This window comes from Maledivibacter halophilus (assembly GCF_900167445.1).
GTDB lineage: Bacteria > Bacillota > Clostridia > Peptostreptococcales > Caminicellaceae > Maledivibacter > Maledivibacter halophilus.
Map to the genome: position 1 here is coordinate 709,812 of NZ_FUZT01000001.1, position 18,307 is coordinate 728,118.

Consider the following 18,307-nt stretch of genomic DNA (forward strand, 5'->3'; position numbering starts at 1 on the left):
GGTGATTTGCTTTTGAAGCTACAATATAAAATTACTCTTTTTATGACTATTATATTAATTGTTTTAATTGGTGGTATTGGATTTTTAACTTATCAACAGGTTCAGGATACTGTTGAAACTCAAATGGGCAATAATGCCATGGATTTAGCAGTTACAGTGGCGTCTATTGACATAATTCAGGAAACCTTAGGAACTACAAAGGATTATAGGGTAATTCAGGATACTGTTGAAGACCTTAGAGAGAAGACTAGATTTCAGTATATAATAGTTATGGATATGGAAGGAATAAAGTATTCTTATCCCTATGAAAACGGTTTAGGGAAAAAATATAGAAGTGGTGGTGAAAAAAGGGTATTAGAGAAGGGGCAGTCATATGTATCGGCAGATAGAAATGTTTTAATTTCTGCTATTAGAGCCTTTGTTCCTATTTACTATAATGACCGGCAGGTAGGGGCTGTTTTGGTTGGACTTTTAACCGATACAGTATATAAAGAAATTAGTGCTTATCTTTTTAATTTTAGGGTAACTGTGATCTCAGGACTAATTATTGGAATAATAGGAGCCTGGGCCTTATCACATACCATTAAAAAAACCATTTTTGGATTAGAACCTAGGGAAATAGCTTTACTTTTAGGTGAGCGTGATCTGGTATTACATAGTTTAAGAAATGGAATTTTATCTATAAACCAGGAAGGGAAAATAACTTTTTTTAACAAGGCGGCACGAGAGGTATTTGGTTTTGAGGATAAAGATAAAGGTAGAAATATATCGGAGTTTAATTTTACTTATACAAATCAAATTATGAATGTTTTAAAAACAGGTAAAGCTATATATAATCAAGAGATGAAGATATGTCCTGACAAGACTTTATTATGTAGCCATAAATTGCTTAAAAATCATAAGGCTGAGGTTATTGGAGTAGTATCAAGTTTTCAGGATTTAACTGAAGTTAAACAAATGGCAGAGGAATTAACGGGAATAAAAAAAATGACCAATGCTCTAAGGGCCCAAAATCATGAGTTTATGAATAAGTTACATACAATTTCAGGTTTAATGCAATTGGGAGAATATGATAAGGCTGTAGATTATATTTCCTATATATCTCAGCAAAGAAATGAAATTTTGGGAGTATTAAGTAAAAAAATAAAAAGTGATCATATATCGGGTTTGCTTTTAGCCAAATATAATAAAGCCATGGAATCTAGAATAGATCTTGAAATTGATCCTAGTTCAAGTTTAGAAGAAATTCCTAAGAGCATAACCGAAGATGAAATTTGTTCAATCATTGGTAATTTAATAGAAAATGCCATAGATGAATTGATAAAGAACGAAGATGGAAAAATAGTAGTAAGATTAAATTCTGATAATGAGGGTTTAAATATATGGGTTAAAGACAATGGACCTGGAATAAGTAGAGAAATAAGAGAGAGGATTTTTGATAGAGGCACAACAACAAAGCCGGGGAATAGAGGTCTTGGACTTAGTATAGTAAAGGAAATTGTTGATTGTGCTGGAGGAAGAATTAAGCTTATACAGGATAATGGAACTATTTGGGATATATTTATACCAAAGGAGGGGGAAAAATCATATGATTAAAGTACTTATAGTAGAAGATGATCCAATGGTTAGAGAAATAAATGAAAGATTTTTAAATAAAATAGATGGCTATAAATTATATGATAGTGTTAGTTCCATAGAAAAGGCAAAAAAATCTATTTTAAAAGAAAAACCGGATTTGATATTATTAGATATCTTTTTCCCACAGGGGAAAGGATTAGAGCTTTTAAAATGGATACGCAGTGAAAATGTTAAGTGTGATATTATATTAATTACTGCCGATAAAAGCATGGACACTGTTGAAGAAGCATTTCGATATGGGGCAGTAGATTACCTGGTTAAACCTTTTAAATTCAATAGGTTTAGAGAAGCCATGCTTCAATATAAAGATAGAAAGAATAGATTTGAAAATGTTGAGAGTGTAAATCAAGAAATTATAGATAAATATACATTAAGTGAAAGAAATGATAACAATAAGGACAAAGACGATATAAGTGATACAAAGGGCTTTAGTCAACATACCTATGAGAAAATTTTACAGGGTATAAAAGATATGAAAGGGCAGACCTTTACTGCTCAGCAGATTGCAAAACAGGTAGGTGTATCTAGAATTACTGCAAGAAGATATTTGGATCTCTTGGAAAAAGAAGAGAAGCTTGTTATTGAATTGGAATACGGAAAAGTTGGCAGACCTAAAAATAAATATAGACTTAAAGAAGACTAAGGAAATTCAATAATACATGTAAAGAATTTTAAAATACAAAATGTAGCAGAGAGAGTCAGGTGAGTTATGCAAGTTTCTCGAATAATTAAATATTTTTTTAAGTAGTAAGGGAATGTCTTATGGATGTTCCCTTATTTGCATATATAAATAGAACTTTGACGAAAAATAAACACAATTAAACAAATTTGAAATATTATGATAGAATTTATATGTACAATTGGACTTTAATAAATATTAGAGAAGGAGTATTTATGAAAAAAACAATTCTGGTAGTAATAATTTTATTTGCTGGACTATTATTAAATATAGATAATTATATCAACGACCCTGGAAGAGAAAATAGTATAAAATATGTAGAAGAATATAGGTCTCCAAATGTATATCCTGATTTTATATCAGAAAAAAAGGTTGAAAAAACTATTAAAATTGGAGTTGATAATCATTTGCCACCCTATTCTTATGTTAATGACAATGGGATTGTAAAGGGCTTTTATATAGATATAATGAGAGCTATTTCCATAGAAATAGGAGTAGATGTTGAAGTTTATCCTATGCCATGGTATGAGGTTGAAGAATATCTAGAAAATGGCAAAATTGATGGTGCACTTGCAATGAGTATTGAGAATGAAAACACTTCAATTATCTTATCGGATTATTTATTAAAAAGTTCCAAAGCCATTTTTGTTCGAAAAAACAATAGATATATAGTTAATCTTGAGGATTTAAGAAATGTAAAAATTGCTGTTCATAAAGGTAATATTTCTCCCTATTTGTCGGAATATCTAGATGCAGATAATATAACTTTTATTGAAAATCAGCAGCAGGGAATTCAGATGCTAATGAATGGAAAAGTCGATGCCTTTATAGGAGATAAGCTTTCGGGGTTTTATACTATACAAAAGTGGAAGCAGGAGAATTTTATTAAAGTAGTTGGTGACCCAATAAATGAAGAAAGCTATGGAATTGCATTATTAAAAGAGGATGAAGAATTAAGAGATTTATTTAATATAGGGTATCGAATTGTTAAAGATAACGGAACATATGATAAGATATACAAAAAATGGTTTGGTGAAACCTTTAATAATTCCTATGTAATTATAATAAAAAGAATATTATATGTTTTAGGTATTTTATTAATTTTAGTTGTTATAATTATTCTATTTGTCCTTAGATGGAATACATCACTAAAAAAAGAAGTTCAAAAAAGAACTAAGCAGCTAAGTATAGCAAATAAACAACTCTTATATCAAAAAGAACAATTGGAGAGTAATGATAGATTTAAGGAAGAAATATTGAATAGTTTATTATCTGGTATAGTTACTTTAAATAGAAATAAAATAATTACTTTTATTAATTTGAAAGGAATTGATATACTAAAATTATTAGGAAAGGACATAATAGGTAAATCCTTTGATGAAACAATTTTTATAGAATTTTTTAAAGCTTTAAAGCTTACAAAGGTTTTAAATGAAGGGAAATTTTATAGGGGCCAAGAAATAGAGATAAAGCAGAATAAAGGTATTAAAACCTTCAACTGCAATCTTTATCCTCTTAAGGATAAAAATGAAAATATAAATGGTGCAATATTAAATTTTAGAGATATAAGTCAAGAAAAGAAAATAAAAGCAGAATTGTCTAGAAAAGATAAAATGAGGGCATTAGGTTTAATGGTAGCTGGACTTGCCCATGAAATAAGGAATCCATTGACGTCTATTAAGACCTTTGTAGATTTAATTCCCCAAAAAATTGACAATCCTACATTTAAAAATAAGTTCATGGAAATTGTGCCTAATGAAATAAATAGATTAAATAATTTAATAACAGACTTATTGGAATATTCAAAACCAAGGGGATATAATCCAGAGGAAATATATATAAAGGAAATGTTTAACAGTATATTAATATTATTTTCTAAAAACTTTAAAGATAAATGTGTAAGTACTACTATAAAAATAGATGATGATCATAAAGTCTTTGCTGATAAGCCTCAAATAAAACAGGTTTTTATTAATTTAATATTAAATAGTATTGATTCTATTTCAAATGGTGGAATTATAAAAATCTATTCAAAGAAAATTAATGATAATACCCATATAATAATTGAGGATAATGGGAAGGGGATAGCAAAAAAGGATTTAGATAAAATAATGGATCCATTTTTCACTACTAAAAATAGTGGTACAGGATTAGGACTATTTATATGCTATCAAATTGTTCAAGAAAATAATGGTGATATTAACATAGAAAGTAAGATAGATCAAGGAACAAAAGTTAGGATAATATTGCCAAATAGAAGGATTTGAGGTGCTTAATAATGAAAAAAATATTAATTATTGATGATGAAAAAAATATTGCCACTTCCTTAGAATTTGCATTAGAGGATAATTATGAGGTTTTTAGTTGCCAAGATCCATTTAAAGGCTTTGAAATAATTGAAAATGAAGAAATAGATTTGATTTTGTTAGATTTAAAAATAGGAGAATATGATGGGATTTCAACCCTTAAGAAAATAAAAAGAAAGAATAAAAATATAGCTGTTATTATTATGACAGCTTATGGAAGCATCAAGTCTTCCGTAGATGCAATGAAAGCCGGAGCTTATTATTATGTCACAAAGCCAATTGATATTGAGGAATTGAAGCTTTTGATTTCAAATGCTATAGACTATAAAAACTTAAATAATGAGGTTAAAAGATTAAATGAGAAATTGAATGATAAATTTGGAATAAAGGGTATTATAGGTAGATCTAAAAAAATGAGGGAAGTTTTTGAATTTATTGATAAAGTGAAGGATATAGATACCAATATTTTGATAACTGGAGAAAGCGGAACAGGAAAGGACCTTGTGGCAAAGGCAATTCACTATCAAGGGAAAAGAAGGGAGAATCATTTTGAGGCAATAAATTGTGCTGCTATTCCTTCACAATTATTAGAAAGTGAACTTTTTGGATATGAAAAAGGTGCATTTTCTGGAGCTGTTAAAAGTAAAAAAGGAAAATTTTCTATAGCTAATAATGGAACAATTTTTCTTGATGAAATTGGTGAAATGGATGTTATGATGCAGTCAAAATTATTAAGAGTACTTCAAGAAAAAGAAATTACTTCATTAGGCTCAAATGAAAAACAAAAAATTGATATTAGAGTTATTGCTGCAACTAATATAGACATGGAAAAAGCTATTGAGGAAGGAAGATTTAGAGAGGATTTGTATTATAGGCTAAATGTAATAACGATAAAGTTACCTTCTTTAAGGGAAAGAAAAGAGGATATTCCTCTTTTGGTTGAGCATTTTATAAGAAAATATAACAATATTTTAAATAAAAATGTAATGGGAATTGAAGCTAAAGCATTAAGTTTTCTTGAAAACTATAATTATAAAGGAAATGTACGAGAACTTGAAAATATAATTGAAAGAGCAATAGCACTTACAAATTCAAATAAAATTATTTGTGATGATTTACCGCAAAATGTGTTATCTAATACAAATAAATATAATAATGATGATATGCTTCATATTCCTATTGGAGAAAATTTAAAGACAATTGAAAAAAGAGTTATTTTGAAAACTTTGGAAAAAAACAAGGGAAATAAGCATATAACATCTAGTATTTTAGGAATTACACAAAGAACTTTAAGAAATAAACTGAAAGAATATAATGAAGCAAAGTGAAAGGTAGATTTATATATTACAGAAATAAAGAAAAAATTTCCGAGTATAGGGGAAAAAATTTCATAATTTTATGTATTGGGAAAAAATTTCTTCCTAATTCTTTAAAATCGAAGGAAAATAAAGTAATAAAAGGATTTTTGTGATCGCAGAAATCCTTTTCCTTTTTCAAAAGAAAATTCAGTATTTTCAACCTCTTTAAAAGATTCCAAGAAATTAACAAGAGTATTAGTTAATAAAATTTAATAATTGGCATATATGTTGCTTTAATAAAAGATAAAGAAATATAGTTTTTTAAAAGTTGAAAAGTAGTAAAGTTTTTTTTATCTAGAGTTGTAATTAGTGGAGGTGATTAATGGATAAAATAGTAGCTATATTATGTAGTGAAACAAATTGAAAGATATATAAATTAAATTTTGAGATTGTTTCACTATAGATGTTCCAGTAAAATAGTTAATTTATACATCTCAAAAATCCTTAGAAACACTGGATATTTTGATACGTATAAATTAAGTTTTACTATGGGAAATCTATATAGATATTCCAGTAAAATAGTTAATTTATTAAACTTTAAAGTTGTTTATCTTTATAAGAAAATTTAAAAAATAGAGGAGGGTTTAACTTTGAAAAAATTTAGTAAGATGTTTTCATTTGCTATAGTAATTTTATTAGTTATTGGCTTATTAGCTGGATGTGGTCAGGGTTCTCCTGCTGATGAAGGAAAAGAAGAAGCTAAAGAGGAGATCGTTAGGGTTTCTTTAGCCACTGGGGGAACAGCAGGAACATATTATCCTATTGGTTCTGGTATTACTGCAATTGTTACTAAATATGTAGAGGGCGTAGAAGCTACTGCGGAATCAACAGGTGCTTCAGTGGCAAACAGTAAAATGTTAAGAAACGGGGAAATTGAATTCATACTTTGTTCTGCAAGTACAGCTTCATCTGCTTACAACGGGAAAGAAACCTTTGAAGGAAAACCAGTAGATAATATGAGAGGTATTGCATCTTTATATCCGGAAGTATTTCAATTTGTGGTATTGGAGTCTTCAGGATTAGAAAAAGTTACTGATTTAAAAGGTAAAAAGGTTGCTGTCGGGGCAGCTGGTAGTGGAACTGAAAGAATATCAAAATTATTATTAGAAGCCCATGGTATAACCTATGATGATATTGAGCCACAGTTTTTAGGATTTGGTGAAGCCGTTACAGCTTTAAAGGATAGATTGATAGATTGTGCAATTGTTGGTTCAGGACTTCCTACATCTGCTGTTGTAGATGCCTCAGCAAGCTTGGATATTAATTTATTAGAAGTTGACAAGCAATCTATGGAAAAAGCGACTGAAGAATATAAATTTCTTAAATTAGAAACCATTTCTGAAGGCACTTATAATGGAGTTAATAAAGATGTATTGACTGTGGCCACTCCTGCCTTATTTATAACTAGTGAAGATATGGATGAAGAAATTGTTTACAAAATTACAAAGGAATTGTTTGAAAACATTGAAGAACTAGAAAGAGTACATGCTCAAGGTAAAAATATAAAATTAGAAACTGCTGTAGAAGCAATGTCAGTTCCTTTGCATCCTGGTGCTGAGAAATATTATAAGGAAAAGGGTATTTTAAAATAATTTAATAGTGCACCTCTAATTATGAGGTGCCTCCTAACATTATCAGGAGATGGTTTATTTGAAGAAAACAAAAATACTAACAGCATTAATATTGATAATATTTGTAGTAATTATACTAATTAGACCAGTTAATGTTTTTACTATTAAAAACTATCATGATGATGAAGTTCTTTTAAGAAAAAAGATTCATGCCGGGTATGAATTTGCCACATTAATTAAGCATTCAGTTCACAAAACCCCGGTATATGAATATTACAAAATAGATAAAAACGGAAAAATGCTTATTACAGGTACTGCTTTAATGGATTTAGGATGGGGCGTTCCATCAACATTTGATTATGATTTTAAATTTGAAAACAATATGATAGTTATAGAAAATATAAATAAGATAATTGAATTCCTTCCCTTTAGGATTAGTTATATAGCTAAGCCCCGTCTAATTCTAAATAATAAATTAAAGATTGATTTGACTAAGTATGTGGATAATTATGAAAGAATTGATGTTTCTGTTCAAAAAATGCCTTATATAACATATTTGATAAGGGGTGAAGTTAATGTTTTTTAAAAAAAAGAATAAAGAAGAAAACTTAAGCTCAGAAGAAAAACTAGAAAAAATGAATAGTAAGTTTGAACGGACAAGGGAGCTTAAGGGAATAGCTTTAAAAATATTCACAGCAATGGCTATATTTATGTCATTATATCATCTATATTCTTCAGGAATTAAGATGCTGCCTCAAATACAGCATAAAGCCATTCATTTATCATTGGCTTTAGCATTGACATACTTTATATTTCCTGGAAGTGCTAAGCAAAAGAAAAGATTACCTTGGTATGATATTTTATGTATTGTTTTAAGCATTGCTATTGGTCTATATATAACCCTTGATTATCAAAATCTGATTTACCGAATTGGTGAGCCCAATACTATGGATCTATTTTTAGGGGCAGCAGCAATAATACTTGTACTGGAAGCTACTAGAAGAACAATGGGATGGCCTTTGGTTAGTGTGGCATTAGTTGCTCTAGGCTATGCTGCTTTTGGTCATTTAATTCCAGGACAATTAGGTCATAAAGCATATTCTATTTCAAGAATAATTGAACATATGTTTATGACTTCTGAAGGAATCTATGGTGTTGCTATATATGTTACATCGACCTTTGTTTTTATATTTATTCTCATGGGGGCCTTGTTAGGAGAAACAGGAGGTGCTCAAGCCTTTATCGATCTTGCTTTTTCTTTAACCGGTCGTTTTAGGGGTGGACCAGCAAAAGCAGCAATAATTGGTAGTGGATTTATGGGAACCATTTCAGGGAGCTCCTTTGCAAATGTTGCTGGGACTGGTACATTTACTATCCCCCTTATGAAAAGCGTTGGATATAAACCAAGTTTTGCTGGAGGTGTAGAAGCAGCAGCTTCTTCAGGAGGACAGATAATGCCTCCAATAATGGGAGCAGCAGCCTTTATAATGGCTGAAATGACAGGAGTTGCATATAATAAGCTTATTATTTATGCAATTATTCCAGCAGTTCTATATTATATATCTGTTTTTTTAATGGTAGATATAGAAGCAGCTAAATTAGGTCTTTCGGGATTATCAAAGGAAGAGCTTCCTAAAATTTCTGAGGTTTTTAAAAGAGGCGGACTTTTATTATTGGCTCCACTTAGTATATTTTATATGTTATTAGTTGGATATTCACCTATAAAAGCTTCATTTACTGCTGTTATTATTGTTCTTGTAGTTAGTACCCTAAGAAAAGAAACAAGATTGAACCCTAAGCAGTTGGCTATTGCTTTAGAGAAAGGAGCAAGGGGAGCTCTTAGTGTAATAGCAGCGTGTGCTGTTGCAGGTTTGATTGTAGGAACCGTAACTTTAACTGGTTTAGGATTAAAATTTGCAGATTTAATAGTTATGTTAGCAAATGGCAATTTATATATGGCCCTTGTACTTACAATGGTTGCTTCCATTATTATGGGAATGGGTATGCCTACTACAGCTTTATATATTATATTAGGATCAATGGTAGCTCCAGCATTAGTACAATTAGATGTGCCAATAATTGCAGCCCATTTATTTATTTTCTATTTTGGATGCATGGCTGCTGTTACTCCTCCAGTGGCACTTAGTTCATATCTTGCAGCGGCAATTGCCAAGGCTGATTCTGTTAAGACTGCATTATCTGGACTAAAATTAGCTTCATCAGCTTTTATCTTACCCTTTGTTTTTGCACTGTCACCTGAATTAATATTGATAAATACTACTCCAGGTAAAACAGTAAAGGTAGTTATTTCGGCTTTAATAGGTATTTTCGCTTTAGCAAGTTCACTTGAGAAGCATTTATTTACCAAAACAAATAAATACGAGAGTATACTTTTGTTTGCTGCTGCTCTTATGTTAATTATACCTGGTATTATGACAGATATAATTGGACTTGCTTTAGTTGCTGTAATTGGTTTAAAGAAATATTATCAAAGAAAAAGTATAAAAGAAAATTCCATGTTAGAAGCCAATGAGATTTGATCTATTGAGTGGATATTAGAGATAAACAGTTTTAAGTTAAAATTTTGATTGAAGAGGTGATTAAAAGATGAAGAAAGTGGCAATTATAGGTGCAGGTAATGGTGGAGTTTGCATGGGAGCCTATATATCTCTAAGAGGAGGTAAGGTTAATATTTATGACAAATTTCCCCAGGCCTTAGAAAGTTTGAAAGAAAATAAAGGAATTGAATTGAGGGGTGTATCTTTAAATGGCTTTGCAGAATTTGATATAATATCTGAAAATATTGAAGATGTTATAAGAGATTGCCAGCTTATAATGGTAGTTACGCCAGCCTTTGCCCATAGGGATATTGCTAAGTCTTGTGCTGAATTTTTAGTGGATGGACAGACTATAGTATTACATCCAGGTAGAACAGGTGGTGCATTGGAATTTTATAAAACAGTTAAAGATATAAATCCAACTGTTAATGTAAATATAGCTGAAGCTCAAACATTGGTATATGCATGTAGAAGAACGAAGCCAGATCAGGCCAGTATATTTGGAGTTAAAGAAAAAGTTTCAGTTGCTGCTATACCTAGTAAGGATACTAAAAAAGTTGTCCATAAATTAAATGAGTATTATGAACAGTTTGTATCAGCAGAGGATGTTTTAGAAACAAGCTTATTGAATATTGGAGCAATTTTTCATCCAACTCCAAGTATATTAAATGTTGCTAGAATGGAATGTAAAGAGGATTTTGAATATTACCATCAAGGAATTACACCTTCAGTTGGAGAAATTTTACAAAAAATTGATGAGGAAAGAATGAAAGTAGCTAATGCTTTTAAAGTAAACACAATATCTACCATAGAGTGGCTAAAACAAGTATATGGTGTAGAAGGTAATACAATATATGATTCAGTAAAATTAAATAAAGCATATTCAGGTATTGCTGCTCCTAAAAATTCATCTACAAGATATATAACTGAAGATGTTCCAATGAGCTTGACTCCCATTTCAGAACTAGGAAAATTAGTTAAAGTAAAAACCCCTGTAATAGACATGATAATTAGGGCAGCATCAATTATTCATAATGTGGACTACAGAAGCACTGGAAGAACGATGGAAAGAATGGGTATATCAGGAATGAGTAGTAAAGAAATCAAGTTATATGTAAGAGATCCTGATATTTATAATTTTAAGAAATTAGAAGAAAGAAAAGTAGCCCTATAGTGTAAGGGCAAAAAAACAAATAAAAAAATAAAATAAGAAATCTCTCTCATTAATAAAAAAGAAATACAGTATAAAATATATTAATTTTTATACTGTATTTTATTATGATTAGTTTTATTATCCTTTATATCATATGTTTTGTCAAATTAGAATTATGTAATTTCCTCACCTATATAAGGTTCATATAAATTATCTAACTAAAATAAGAGAATAAACAGGAATTATCAAAATCATTAAAACAGTAGACAGTCCAACCATATATGAAACATATTTTGAATCGGCTCCATAAAACTCTGATACTAAAGCAGCCTGGGTTATTATTGGCATGGCAGCTTCTATAATAAAAACTTTTCCTAATAAAATAGGTAATTCAAAAAGTTTAAGGCATAAAAACATTACAAATGGCGTTATTAAAAGCTTACCAATTAATATCAAGGAACTGGTAAGATCCAGTTTCATCTCTTTAATATTAATTGAAGAAATTACAATACCAATAAAAAACATTGATAGTGGAGTAGTTAGGTTTCCAATATATCTAAAGGAATTCACCATAAATCCAGGCAATTCTATTTCTAATAGTACTAGAATGATTCCAATTAGGAAACCTAGAAATGGTGGAGAGAATATTTTTCTAAGAGAATCTAGTTTAGAGAATGATTTTTTAGCATTTGAACCGCTTTTCTTTATGTAATATATTCCCAATGTCCAAAATAAACATGTATTGGCAAGATAAAATAAAAAAACATATATTGCGCTATCTTCTCCAAATAGTGAAATATTTACAGGAAGACCTATAAATATTGAGTTTGAAAAAGCAAACATCACATAGAAAATGCCTTTTTTATTATTATCTATCCTAAAAATATTGGCTGTAATCACAGCAATAATATAAGCAATTAAAATAGATAGAAATGCCACAATTATTCCATTTAGGGATTCAAACAGCTTTTCCTTACTAAACCTCATAGGAATATTTATAATCATCATTAGGGGAAGGGAAATGTTTACTACAATTTTAGAGAAAAGTTTACTGGTATCTGTATTAAACACACCCTTTTTTGTAAGAATAAATCCTGTTCCTATCATTATAAAAATAGTTAGTACGCTGTTTAAACCATTAAACATTTGTATTCCTCCTGTCATAAGTATAAGATTGATTATATCATATTATGGCAGATAGTGAAGCATGTATTTTAATAAACTATTTGTTATTTATAAAGTATAAGTTATAGGATTTTACGGGGATACCAAATTACAAATTTAAATTTCTAATCCTTAATCTATAGTTACTAATAGAGTAGTTCCATCCCATTCTAACTTACTTATAATGGCGTTGACAAGCTCTTTTCTTTCTTCAAAATTAAGTTCTTCGATATTATTTTTAAAATCTAATAAAAGATTCAAGGTATTCTCTATAGTTAGATTTAAAGATTTTGAGGATCCAATGCTTCTATTGAAATTTTCTTTTTCCAATTTTAGATTTAGAATTTTATTATCGAGCTCTTCTATTTGATTTATTATATACTTAGAGACAGTAGAATTTTCTATTTTGCTAAGCTGTATGGTTAAATTTTTTATGGAATTTTTATGGTTTTCTATATTTTTTTCTATTTTAGATATATTATTTATATCTCTTTCAGTTATTGGAAGAGAATTTTTATTGATTTCGCTTAGTTGTTTATATATTTTTTTTATACTAAATTTTAATTTCTTTATTTCATTTATAACTAGTTTATCGGCTGCTTTACCGTTTAAATTATCTATACTACATTTTATCCCCTTTGACTTTTCTTTTTTTAAACATTTGTAGTAGTAATAAACTCCACTTTTTCTGCGAGATACGGATATCCTCATTTTTGAGCCACAATTCTTACACCTGAGAAGGTGAGTTATTAGACCGATTTTTCCTGTGCCGGCTCGAGGTGATTTTATTTTATTGTTTTTTAATAGTTCTTGTACCCTTATCCAATGGCTAGAGGATATCACACCTTCATGTGAAGCAACAGCAACTATCCAATGGGATGTATCCTTTTTTATAATTCTAGTTTTTCTTTCATCGTGTTTATTGTAGACCATTAATCCATGCAAACCATCAAAATCTTCCTTTTTATTAGATATCTGAGCATTAAGAGAAGAAAAATAATCGTATATTTTCATATCAGCAGTGACATATACGGGATTTGACAAAATGAATTTTAATATACTTTTATCAAAGGGTTTATTATTTCTTGTTTCTATATTATTTTTTAAGGTCCAATTTTCTAGTTTGGTTAATGAGCCCAATTCAAGATATTTTGTATATAGAGATTTTACCAATTCTAAATCATCTGGTACCGGTGAAAGTTTGTATATTTTTCTTGTGTTATTAGCCTCATCGTAATATTTAACCATTTTACTTTCAAAGCCAGTAGGAGTTTTACCTCCGAGCCATCTTCCAGTTTTAGCTAGCTGATACATATTGTCCTTTATTCTTTCTGATATTGTTTCTCTTTCTAGTTGGGCAAAAACCGAAGCTATAAACATCATAGCCCGTCCCATAGGAATTGAAGTATCAAAATTTTCACTAATAGAAATAAAATCTATATCATTGTTCATTAGTAATTCTACAATGTATGAGAAATCTGAAATATTCCTACTTATACGGTCTAGACGATAGCATATTAGTATGTCAAATTTCCGGTTTTTAGCATCTTCAAGCATTTTGTTATACATAGGGCGATTAGTATTACCACCAGAATAGCCTTCATCTTCAAAGATAAGAAATTTTTCTACGGTGAAATGCTTTTGCGCATATTCTTTACACAGTTTAATTTGATTTTGAATAGAGTTACCTTTATCAGTTAGTTTTGACTTACGAGAATATATAGCTATTATAGAAATAGCCATCACCTCTTTGCATTTTAAATTTATATATTATCTATATTAAAGGATACAAATTTAAATGTGATAATATTACTTGAAAATGAATTGGACGGCCTTATTTTAGAATATTATTTAGCAAAGGGGGAAGGAATGGTGGCAAAGAAAATAGATATTAAGGTAAATATTTTAGATAGAAGGAAAACCCAAGAAGTGTTAGAAGAGGCTTTAAGTGAAATAATCATAGGGAGAATAAATAAACTTCCAAAAAGAGAGAGACAATATGTGATTCAGGAAGTTTTAAAAGGTTTAGAGAAAAAGTAGAATAAATACTTGAGGAAATTGCATAATACATGTAAAAAATTTCAAAATACAAAATATAGTAGAGAGTGTCAAGCAAGTTATCTATATATTGTATTTAAAAATTAATAGTGTTAATTATGCAAGTTTCTCACTTAATTAATTTTTAATATTTATAGTTTTTGAAGGTATATTTTTTTCTTTATTGAATGTGTATTTAAAGACAAATGTGTCATAGAATGCAAAGTTCACTTTTTCTGCCTTTTCATAGATATAGCTTCTGCTATATCATGTGTCACCATAATAGCTGTTTTCTTTTCTTTTTTTAGTATTGTTCCGACTTCATCTGCCACTTTAAGTCGTGTTTGATAATCCAGTGCGGAAAAAGGCTCATCAAGGAGTAATATTTCCGGCTCAGTTGAAAGAGTTCTTATAAGAGCAACTCTTTGGCGCATACCTCCTGAAAGCTGGCTTGGATAGTGATTCTTAAAATCCTTTAGCCCATAGATATCTAGTAGATTTTCAGTCTTAGAAATATTTTCTGGTGTAAGATTATTTTGTACTTCTAGACCTATAAGAACATTTTTTAGAATGGTTCTCCATTCAAAAAGGTTATCATTTTGAAACATATAACCAATTTTTTTATCGTATTTCTTTATTTCTATACCATCGATTAAAATTTTTCCAGAGGATGGTTTTATAAGACTTGCAATCAAAGATAAAAGTGTTGTTTTACCACAACCGCTAGGACCAACTATAGAAACTATTTCACCTTTAAATACAGATAGAGAAAGGTCATGCATAGCCAGGGTTTCTCCATCTAATGTGTGATAAATCTTGGATACATTTTGTATGTCCACTACTTTATAAGCCAATTCTATATCCTCCCATCAAAAAAAATTCATAATATATTTTATTCCCAGAATTAAAATTTGTGATTAACATATTTCTAAAAGCAATTATATAGATATACGCCAATAAAAGTTAAATGGAATATAGTTTTATATAGAGTTTGTATAAAAAAGCTAAATTTATATGTATTTAAAAACTTATAAATAAAATCCTATTTTATATTGACAATACCTATATGAATCATATATAATTCTTCTGGAATATGTTTAGTTAATCTAAACAAAAAGTTTAGTATAAATGTGTATTTTGTATTTAGGTATTAAAAATTTATAAGTAGGAGGTAGATAAATGACATTAAATATTATTGAACTTAGAGATGTTTGTAAAGATTTTGGAGAACATAAGGCTTTAATTGATATGAATTTTAATGTTCGTAAAAATGAATTTGTGACTCTCTTAGGGCCTAGTGGTTGTGGGAAAACTACAACACTTAGACTTATAGGAGGATTTGATCATCCTACCTCTGGCGAGATTTTATTTGAAGGGGAGAATATTGAAAATCTTCCTCCATATAAAAGAAAAGTAAATACAGTATTTCAAAAATATGCTCTGTTTCCTCATATGAATGTTTATAATAATATTGCCTTTGGTTTAAAAGTAAAAAAAATGAATAAAAGGCTTATAGATAAAAAAATTAATGAGATGTTATCTCTAGTAAATTTAAAGGGATATGAAAGTCGTTCAATAGACTCTTTAAGTGGTGGACAGCAGCAGAGAATTGCTATTGCTAGAGCTTTAGTCAATGAACCGGAGGTGCTTTTATTAGATGAGCCCTTAGGGGCATTAGATTTAAAGCTGCGAAAGGGAATGCAAATGGAGCTTAAGCGTATACAGCAAAGCCTTGGTATTACTTTCATATTTGTTACCCACGATCAGGAAGAGGCACTAACTATGTCTGATACTATTGTAGTTATGAAGGATGGAAGACTTCAGCAAATAGGAACTCCGGAAGATATCTATAATGAACCTCAAAATGCATTTGTGGCTGATTTTATTGGAGAAAGTACAATAATTGATGGAATTATGCATGAAGATTATTTAGTTGAATTTGACGGAAAAAAATTCAAATGTGTAGATAGAGGTTTTGATAAAAAAGAAGAGGTAGATGTAGTTATTCGTCCTGAGGATATTAAAGTTGTATCTCCTGAGGAAGGGATGTTAATAGGAGTTGTAAAATCAGTGATATTTAAAGGTGTTCATTATGAGATGATTATAAAAACAGGAGAACACTCCTTTAAAATACATAGTACTAAAATGGCGCCTCAGGGAGAAAGGGCTGGACTTATAATAGAGCCAAATGATATACACATAATGAAAAAGGGGGAAAGTGAAATATGAAGAATAAGTGGATAGCTTATCCCTATATAATATGGATGCTGATATTTATAATAGTTCCTATATTATTAATATTATCCTATAGTATAACCTATAAGGATGAAGCAGGATTAAATTTCACATTAGAACATTTTAAACGTTTTTTTGACCCCCTTTATATAGGTGTATTAAAACATTCAATAAACCTAGCCCTTATTAGTACATTCATATGCTTGGTTTTAGGTTATCCTATGGCTGTGATTATATCAAGAGCTTCTGCTAAATATAGGAATATTCTCATTTTGTTTTTTGTTATTCCTATGTGGATGAACTTTTTACTCAGGACATATTCATGGATGGCTCTTTTAGAACGTAGTGGACTAATAAATAAGTTTTTGAGCTTTTTCAATTTACCAACTTTAAATCTTATATATAATAATGGAGCTGTGATTTTGGGAATGGTATATAACTTTTTACCCTTTATGGTTCTTCCAATATATTCAGTACTTATTAAAATAGATAAAAGCTTGGTTGAAGCAGCCCAAGATTTAGGTGCAAGTGAATTAGAAGTATTTTTAAAAATCACATTGCCTTTAAGCTTACCCGGTGTATATTCTGGATTTATTATGGTTTTTATGCCGGCTATTACAACCTTTGTAATTTCAAGATTGCTGGGGGGAGGTCAGTTTACCTTAATCGGGAACTTAATTGAGCAACAGTTTTTGAGTTCAGGGGATTGGAATTTTGGATCTGCAATATCTATGCTTATGCTTATACTAATACTTGTTAGTTCAATGGTTATGGGAAAATACGATAAAAATAAGGAAGGAGTTGGATTATGGTAATTCGCATTTTAAAAAGACTTTATAGTTCCTTAATTTATTTGTTTTTATATGCTCCTATTCTTATTTTAATTATATTTTCCTTTAATAATTCCCGTTCTCGAGGCAGCTGGGGGGGCTTTACATTAAAGTGGTATGGTGAATTATTCAAGGATTCTCAAATAATGTCGGCTCTCTATTATACCATATTGATTGCAGCCTTTTCTTCTTTGATTGCCACTATTATAGGCACTGCAGCAGCTATTGGGATAAATGGAATGGGCAGAAGAGGAAAAAACCTTGTTATGAATTTATCCTATATACCAGTATTAAATGCTGATATTGTAACTGGAATTTCTCTTATGCTTTTATTTATTTTAATAAAATTACAATTGGGATTTGTAACACTGCTTATTGCCCATATTACATTTAATATACCCTATGTAATTTTATCGGTGCTTCCAAAGCTAAAGCAGCTGGATAATAATTTGTATGAAGCAGCATTAGACCTTGGGGCTACTCCCTGGTATGCGCTATTGAAGGTTATAATACCTGAGATTATGCCCGGGATAATTACAGGAGCCCTCCTTGCTTTTACCCTTTCCATTGATGATTTTGTTATAAGCTTTTTCACAACGGGTTCTGGAGTTTCAAATTTATCTATTACTGTTTATTCAATGGCTAGGAGAGGTGTTAATCCTAAAATCAATGCTCTTTCAACCTTAATGTTTATTGCTGTTTTATCATTGCTCTTTGTAATAAATGTAAGGGCAAATAAAAAACCACAGAGAAAGGGAGATGTAAATTGAAAAATACT

15 protein-coding genes are annotated in these 18,307 nt (G+C 29.8%); 12 read left to right on the top strand and 3 right to left on the bottom strand.

The features are described from left to right. Positions 1–12 precede the first annotated feature (12 nt). The 8 genes from B5X81_RS03215 to B5X81_RS03250 all read left to right on the top strand — a co-directional run bounded on the left by B5X81_RS03215 (position 13) and on the right by B5X81_RS03250 (position 11,284). Complete coding sequence (locus B5X81_RS03215; protein WP_079489313.1) at positions 13–1,596, top strand: ATP-binding protein; 1,584 nt, start codon at positions 13–15, stop codon at positions 1,594–1,596. Then, the gene (locus B5X81_RS03220; RefSeq protein ID WP_079489315.1) at positions 1,589–2,281 is read left to right on the top strand and encodes a response regulator; all 693 of its coding nucleotides are present in this window, start codon (positions 1,589–1,591) and stop codon (positions 2,279–2,281) included. The genes B5X81_RS03215 and B5X81_RS03220 overlap by 8 nt, the downstream gene beginning before the upstream one ends. A gap of 251 nt (positions 2,282–2,532) precedes the next feature. Next, positions 2,533–4,584 carry a transporter substrate-binding domain-containing protein gene (locus B5X81_RS03225; RefSeq protein WP_170917250.1) on the top strand — a complete coding sequence of 684 codons (2,052 nt, stop codon included), beginning with the start codon at positions 2,533–2,535 and terminating at the stop codon, positions 4,582–4,584. Between the two features lie 11 nt (positions 4,585–4,595). Continuing rightward, complete coding sequence (locus B5X81_RS03230) at positions 4,596–5,951, top strand: sigma-54-dependent transcriptional regulator (protein WP_079489318.1); 1,356 nt, start codon at positions 4,596–4,598, stop codon at positions 5,949–5,951. 620 nt (positions 5,952–6,571) lie between these two features. Beyond that, positions 6,572–7,573 (top strand): TAXI family TRAP transporter solute-binding subunit, encoded by a 1,002-nt coding sequence (locus B5X81_RS03235; protein ID WP_208984969.1) that lies wholly within the window; start codon positions 6,572–6,574, stop codon positions 7,571–7,573. Between the two features lie 58 nt (positions 7,574–7,631). Continuing rightward, on the top strand, positions 7,632–8,138 hold the full coding sequence (locus B5X81_RS03240; RefSeq protein ID WP_170917251.1) for a DUF1850 domain-containing protein: 507 nt from the start codon (positions 7,632–7,634) through the stop codon (positions 8,136–8,138). After that, a complete protein-coding gene (locus B5X81_RS03245; protein ID WP_079489321.1) occupies positions 8,128–10,092 on the top strand; it encodes a TRAP transporter permease in 1,965 nt (654 codons plus the stop codon). The genes B5X81_RS03240 and B5X81_RS03245 overlap by 11 nt, the downstream gene beginning before the upstream one ends. Before the next feature lie 67 nt (positions 10,093–10,159). Continuing rightward, positions 10,160–11,284: an NAD/NADP-dependent octopine/nopaline dehydrogenase family protein gene (locus B5X81_RS03250; protein ID WP_079489322.1), complete on the top strand. Its 1,125-nt coding sequence runs from the start codon at positions 10,160–10,162 to the stop codon at positions 11,282–11,284. Positions 11,285–11,473: 189 nt separating this feature from the next. On the opposite strand, the gene B5X81_RS03255 is transcribed toward B5X81_RS03250, so the two are convergent. Beyond that, positions 11,474–12,409, bottom strand: coding sequence for an AEC family transporter (locus B5X81_RS03255; protein ID WP_170917252.1), 936 nt, complete (start codon positions 12,407–12,409; stop codon positions 11,474–11,476). A gap of 150 nt (positions 12,410–12,559) precedes the next feature. Next, positions 12,560–14,170: a recombinase family protein gene (locus B5X81_RS03260; protein ID WP_079489325.1), complete on the bottom strand. Its 1,611-nt coding sequence runs from the start codon at positions 14,168–14,170 to the stop codon at positions 12,560–12,562. A gap of 129 nt (positions 14,171–14,299) precedes the next feature. On the opposite strand from B5X81_RS03260, the gene B5X81_RS27250 reads away from it, so the two are divergent. Beyond that, positions 14,300–14,467 carry a hypothetical protein gene (locus B5X81_RS27250; protein ID WP_170917253.1) on the top strand — a complete coding sequence of 56 codons (168 nt, stop codon included), beginning with the start codon at positions 14,300–14,302 and terminating at the stop codon, positions 14,465–14,467. 224 nt (positions 14,468–14,691) lie between these two features. Here the strand turns inward: B5X81_RS27250 and B5X81_RS03270 are convergent, their stop codons facing one another. Next, positions 14,692–15,318 carry an ABC transporter ATP-binding protein gene (locus tag B5X81_RS03270; protein WP_244281985.1) on the bottom strand — a complete coding sequence of 209 codons (627 nt, stop codon included), beginning with the start codon at positions 15,316–15,318 and terminating at the stop codon, positions 14,692–14,694. Between the two features lie 325 nt (positions 15,319–15,643). Between B5X81_RS03270 and potA the strand changes: the two genes are divergently transcribed. The 3 genes from potA to B5X81_RS03285 are packed head-to-tail and all read left to right on the top strand — an operon-like array spanning position 15,644 to position 18,299. Beyond that, positions 15,644–16,693, top strand: a complete 1,050-nt coding sequence (potA, locus tag B5X81_RS03275) for a spermidine/putrescine ABC transporter ATP-binding protein (protein ID WP_079489328.1) — start codon at positions 15,644–15,646, stop codon at positions 16,691–16,693. Then, positions 16,690–17,514, top strand: coding sequence for an ABC transporter permease (locus B5X81_RS03280; protein ID WP_079489330.1), 825 nt, complete (start codon positions 16,690–16,692; stop codon positions 17,512–17,514). Before potA ends, B5X81_RS03280 begins: the two co-directional genes overlap by 4 nt. Then, complete coding sequence (locus B5X81_RS03285) at positions 17,508–18,299, top strand: ABC transporter permease (RefSeq protein ID WP_079489331.1); 792 nt, start codon at positions 17,508–17,510, stop codon at positions 18,297–18,299. The genes B5X81_RS03280 and B5X81_RS03285 overlap by 7 nt, the downstream gene beginning before the upstream one ends. Positions 18,300–18,307: the final 8 nt, after the last annotated feature.

Excerpts from the sequence above, each read along its gene's own strand:
- B5X81_RS03220 (WP_079489315.1), top strand. The coding sequence starts at position 1,589 with ATGATTAAAGTACTTATAGTAGAAGATGATCCAATGGTTAGAGAAATA.
- B5X81_RS03225 (WP_170917250.1), top strand. The coding sequence starts at position 2,533 with ATGAAAAAAACAATTCTGGTAGTAATAATTTTATTTGCTGGACTATTA.
- B5X81_RS03230 (WP_079489318.1), top strand. The coding sequence starts at position 4,596 with ATGAAAAAAATATTAATTATTGATGATGAAAAAAATATTGCCACTTCC.
- B5X81_RS03245 (WP_079489321.1), top strand. The coding sequence starts at position 8,128 with ATGTTTTTTAAAAAAAAGAATAAAGAAGAAAACTTAAGCTCAGAAGAA.
- B5X81_RS03250 (WP_079489322.1), top strand. The coding sequence starts at position 10,160 with ATGAAGAAAGTGGCAATTATAGGTGCAGGTAATGGTGGAGTTTGCATG.
- B5X81_RS03255 (WP_170917252.1), bottom strand. The coding sequence starts at position 12,409 with ATGTTTAATGGTTTAAACAGCGTACTAACTATTTTTATAATGATAGGA.
- B5X81_RS03260 (WP_079489325.1), bottom strand. The coding sequence starts at position 14,170 with ATGGCTATTTCTATAATAGCTATATATTCTCGTAAGTCAAAACTAACT.
- potA (WP_079489328.1), top strand. The coding sequence starts at position 15,644 with ATGACATTAAATATTATTGAACTTAGAGATGTTTGTAAAGATTTTGGA.
- B5X81_RS03280 (WP_079489330.1), top strand. The coding sequence starts at position 16,690 with ATGAAGAATAAGTGGATAGCTTATCCCTATATAATATGGATGCTGATA.
- B5X81_RS03285 (WP_079489331.1), top strand. The coding sequence starts at position 17,508 with ATGGTAATTCGCATTTTAAAAAGACTTTATAGTTCCTTAATTTATTTG.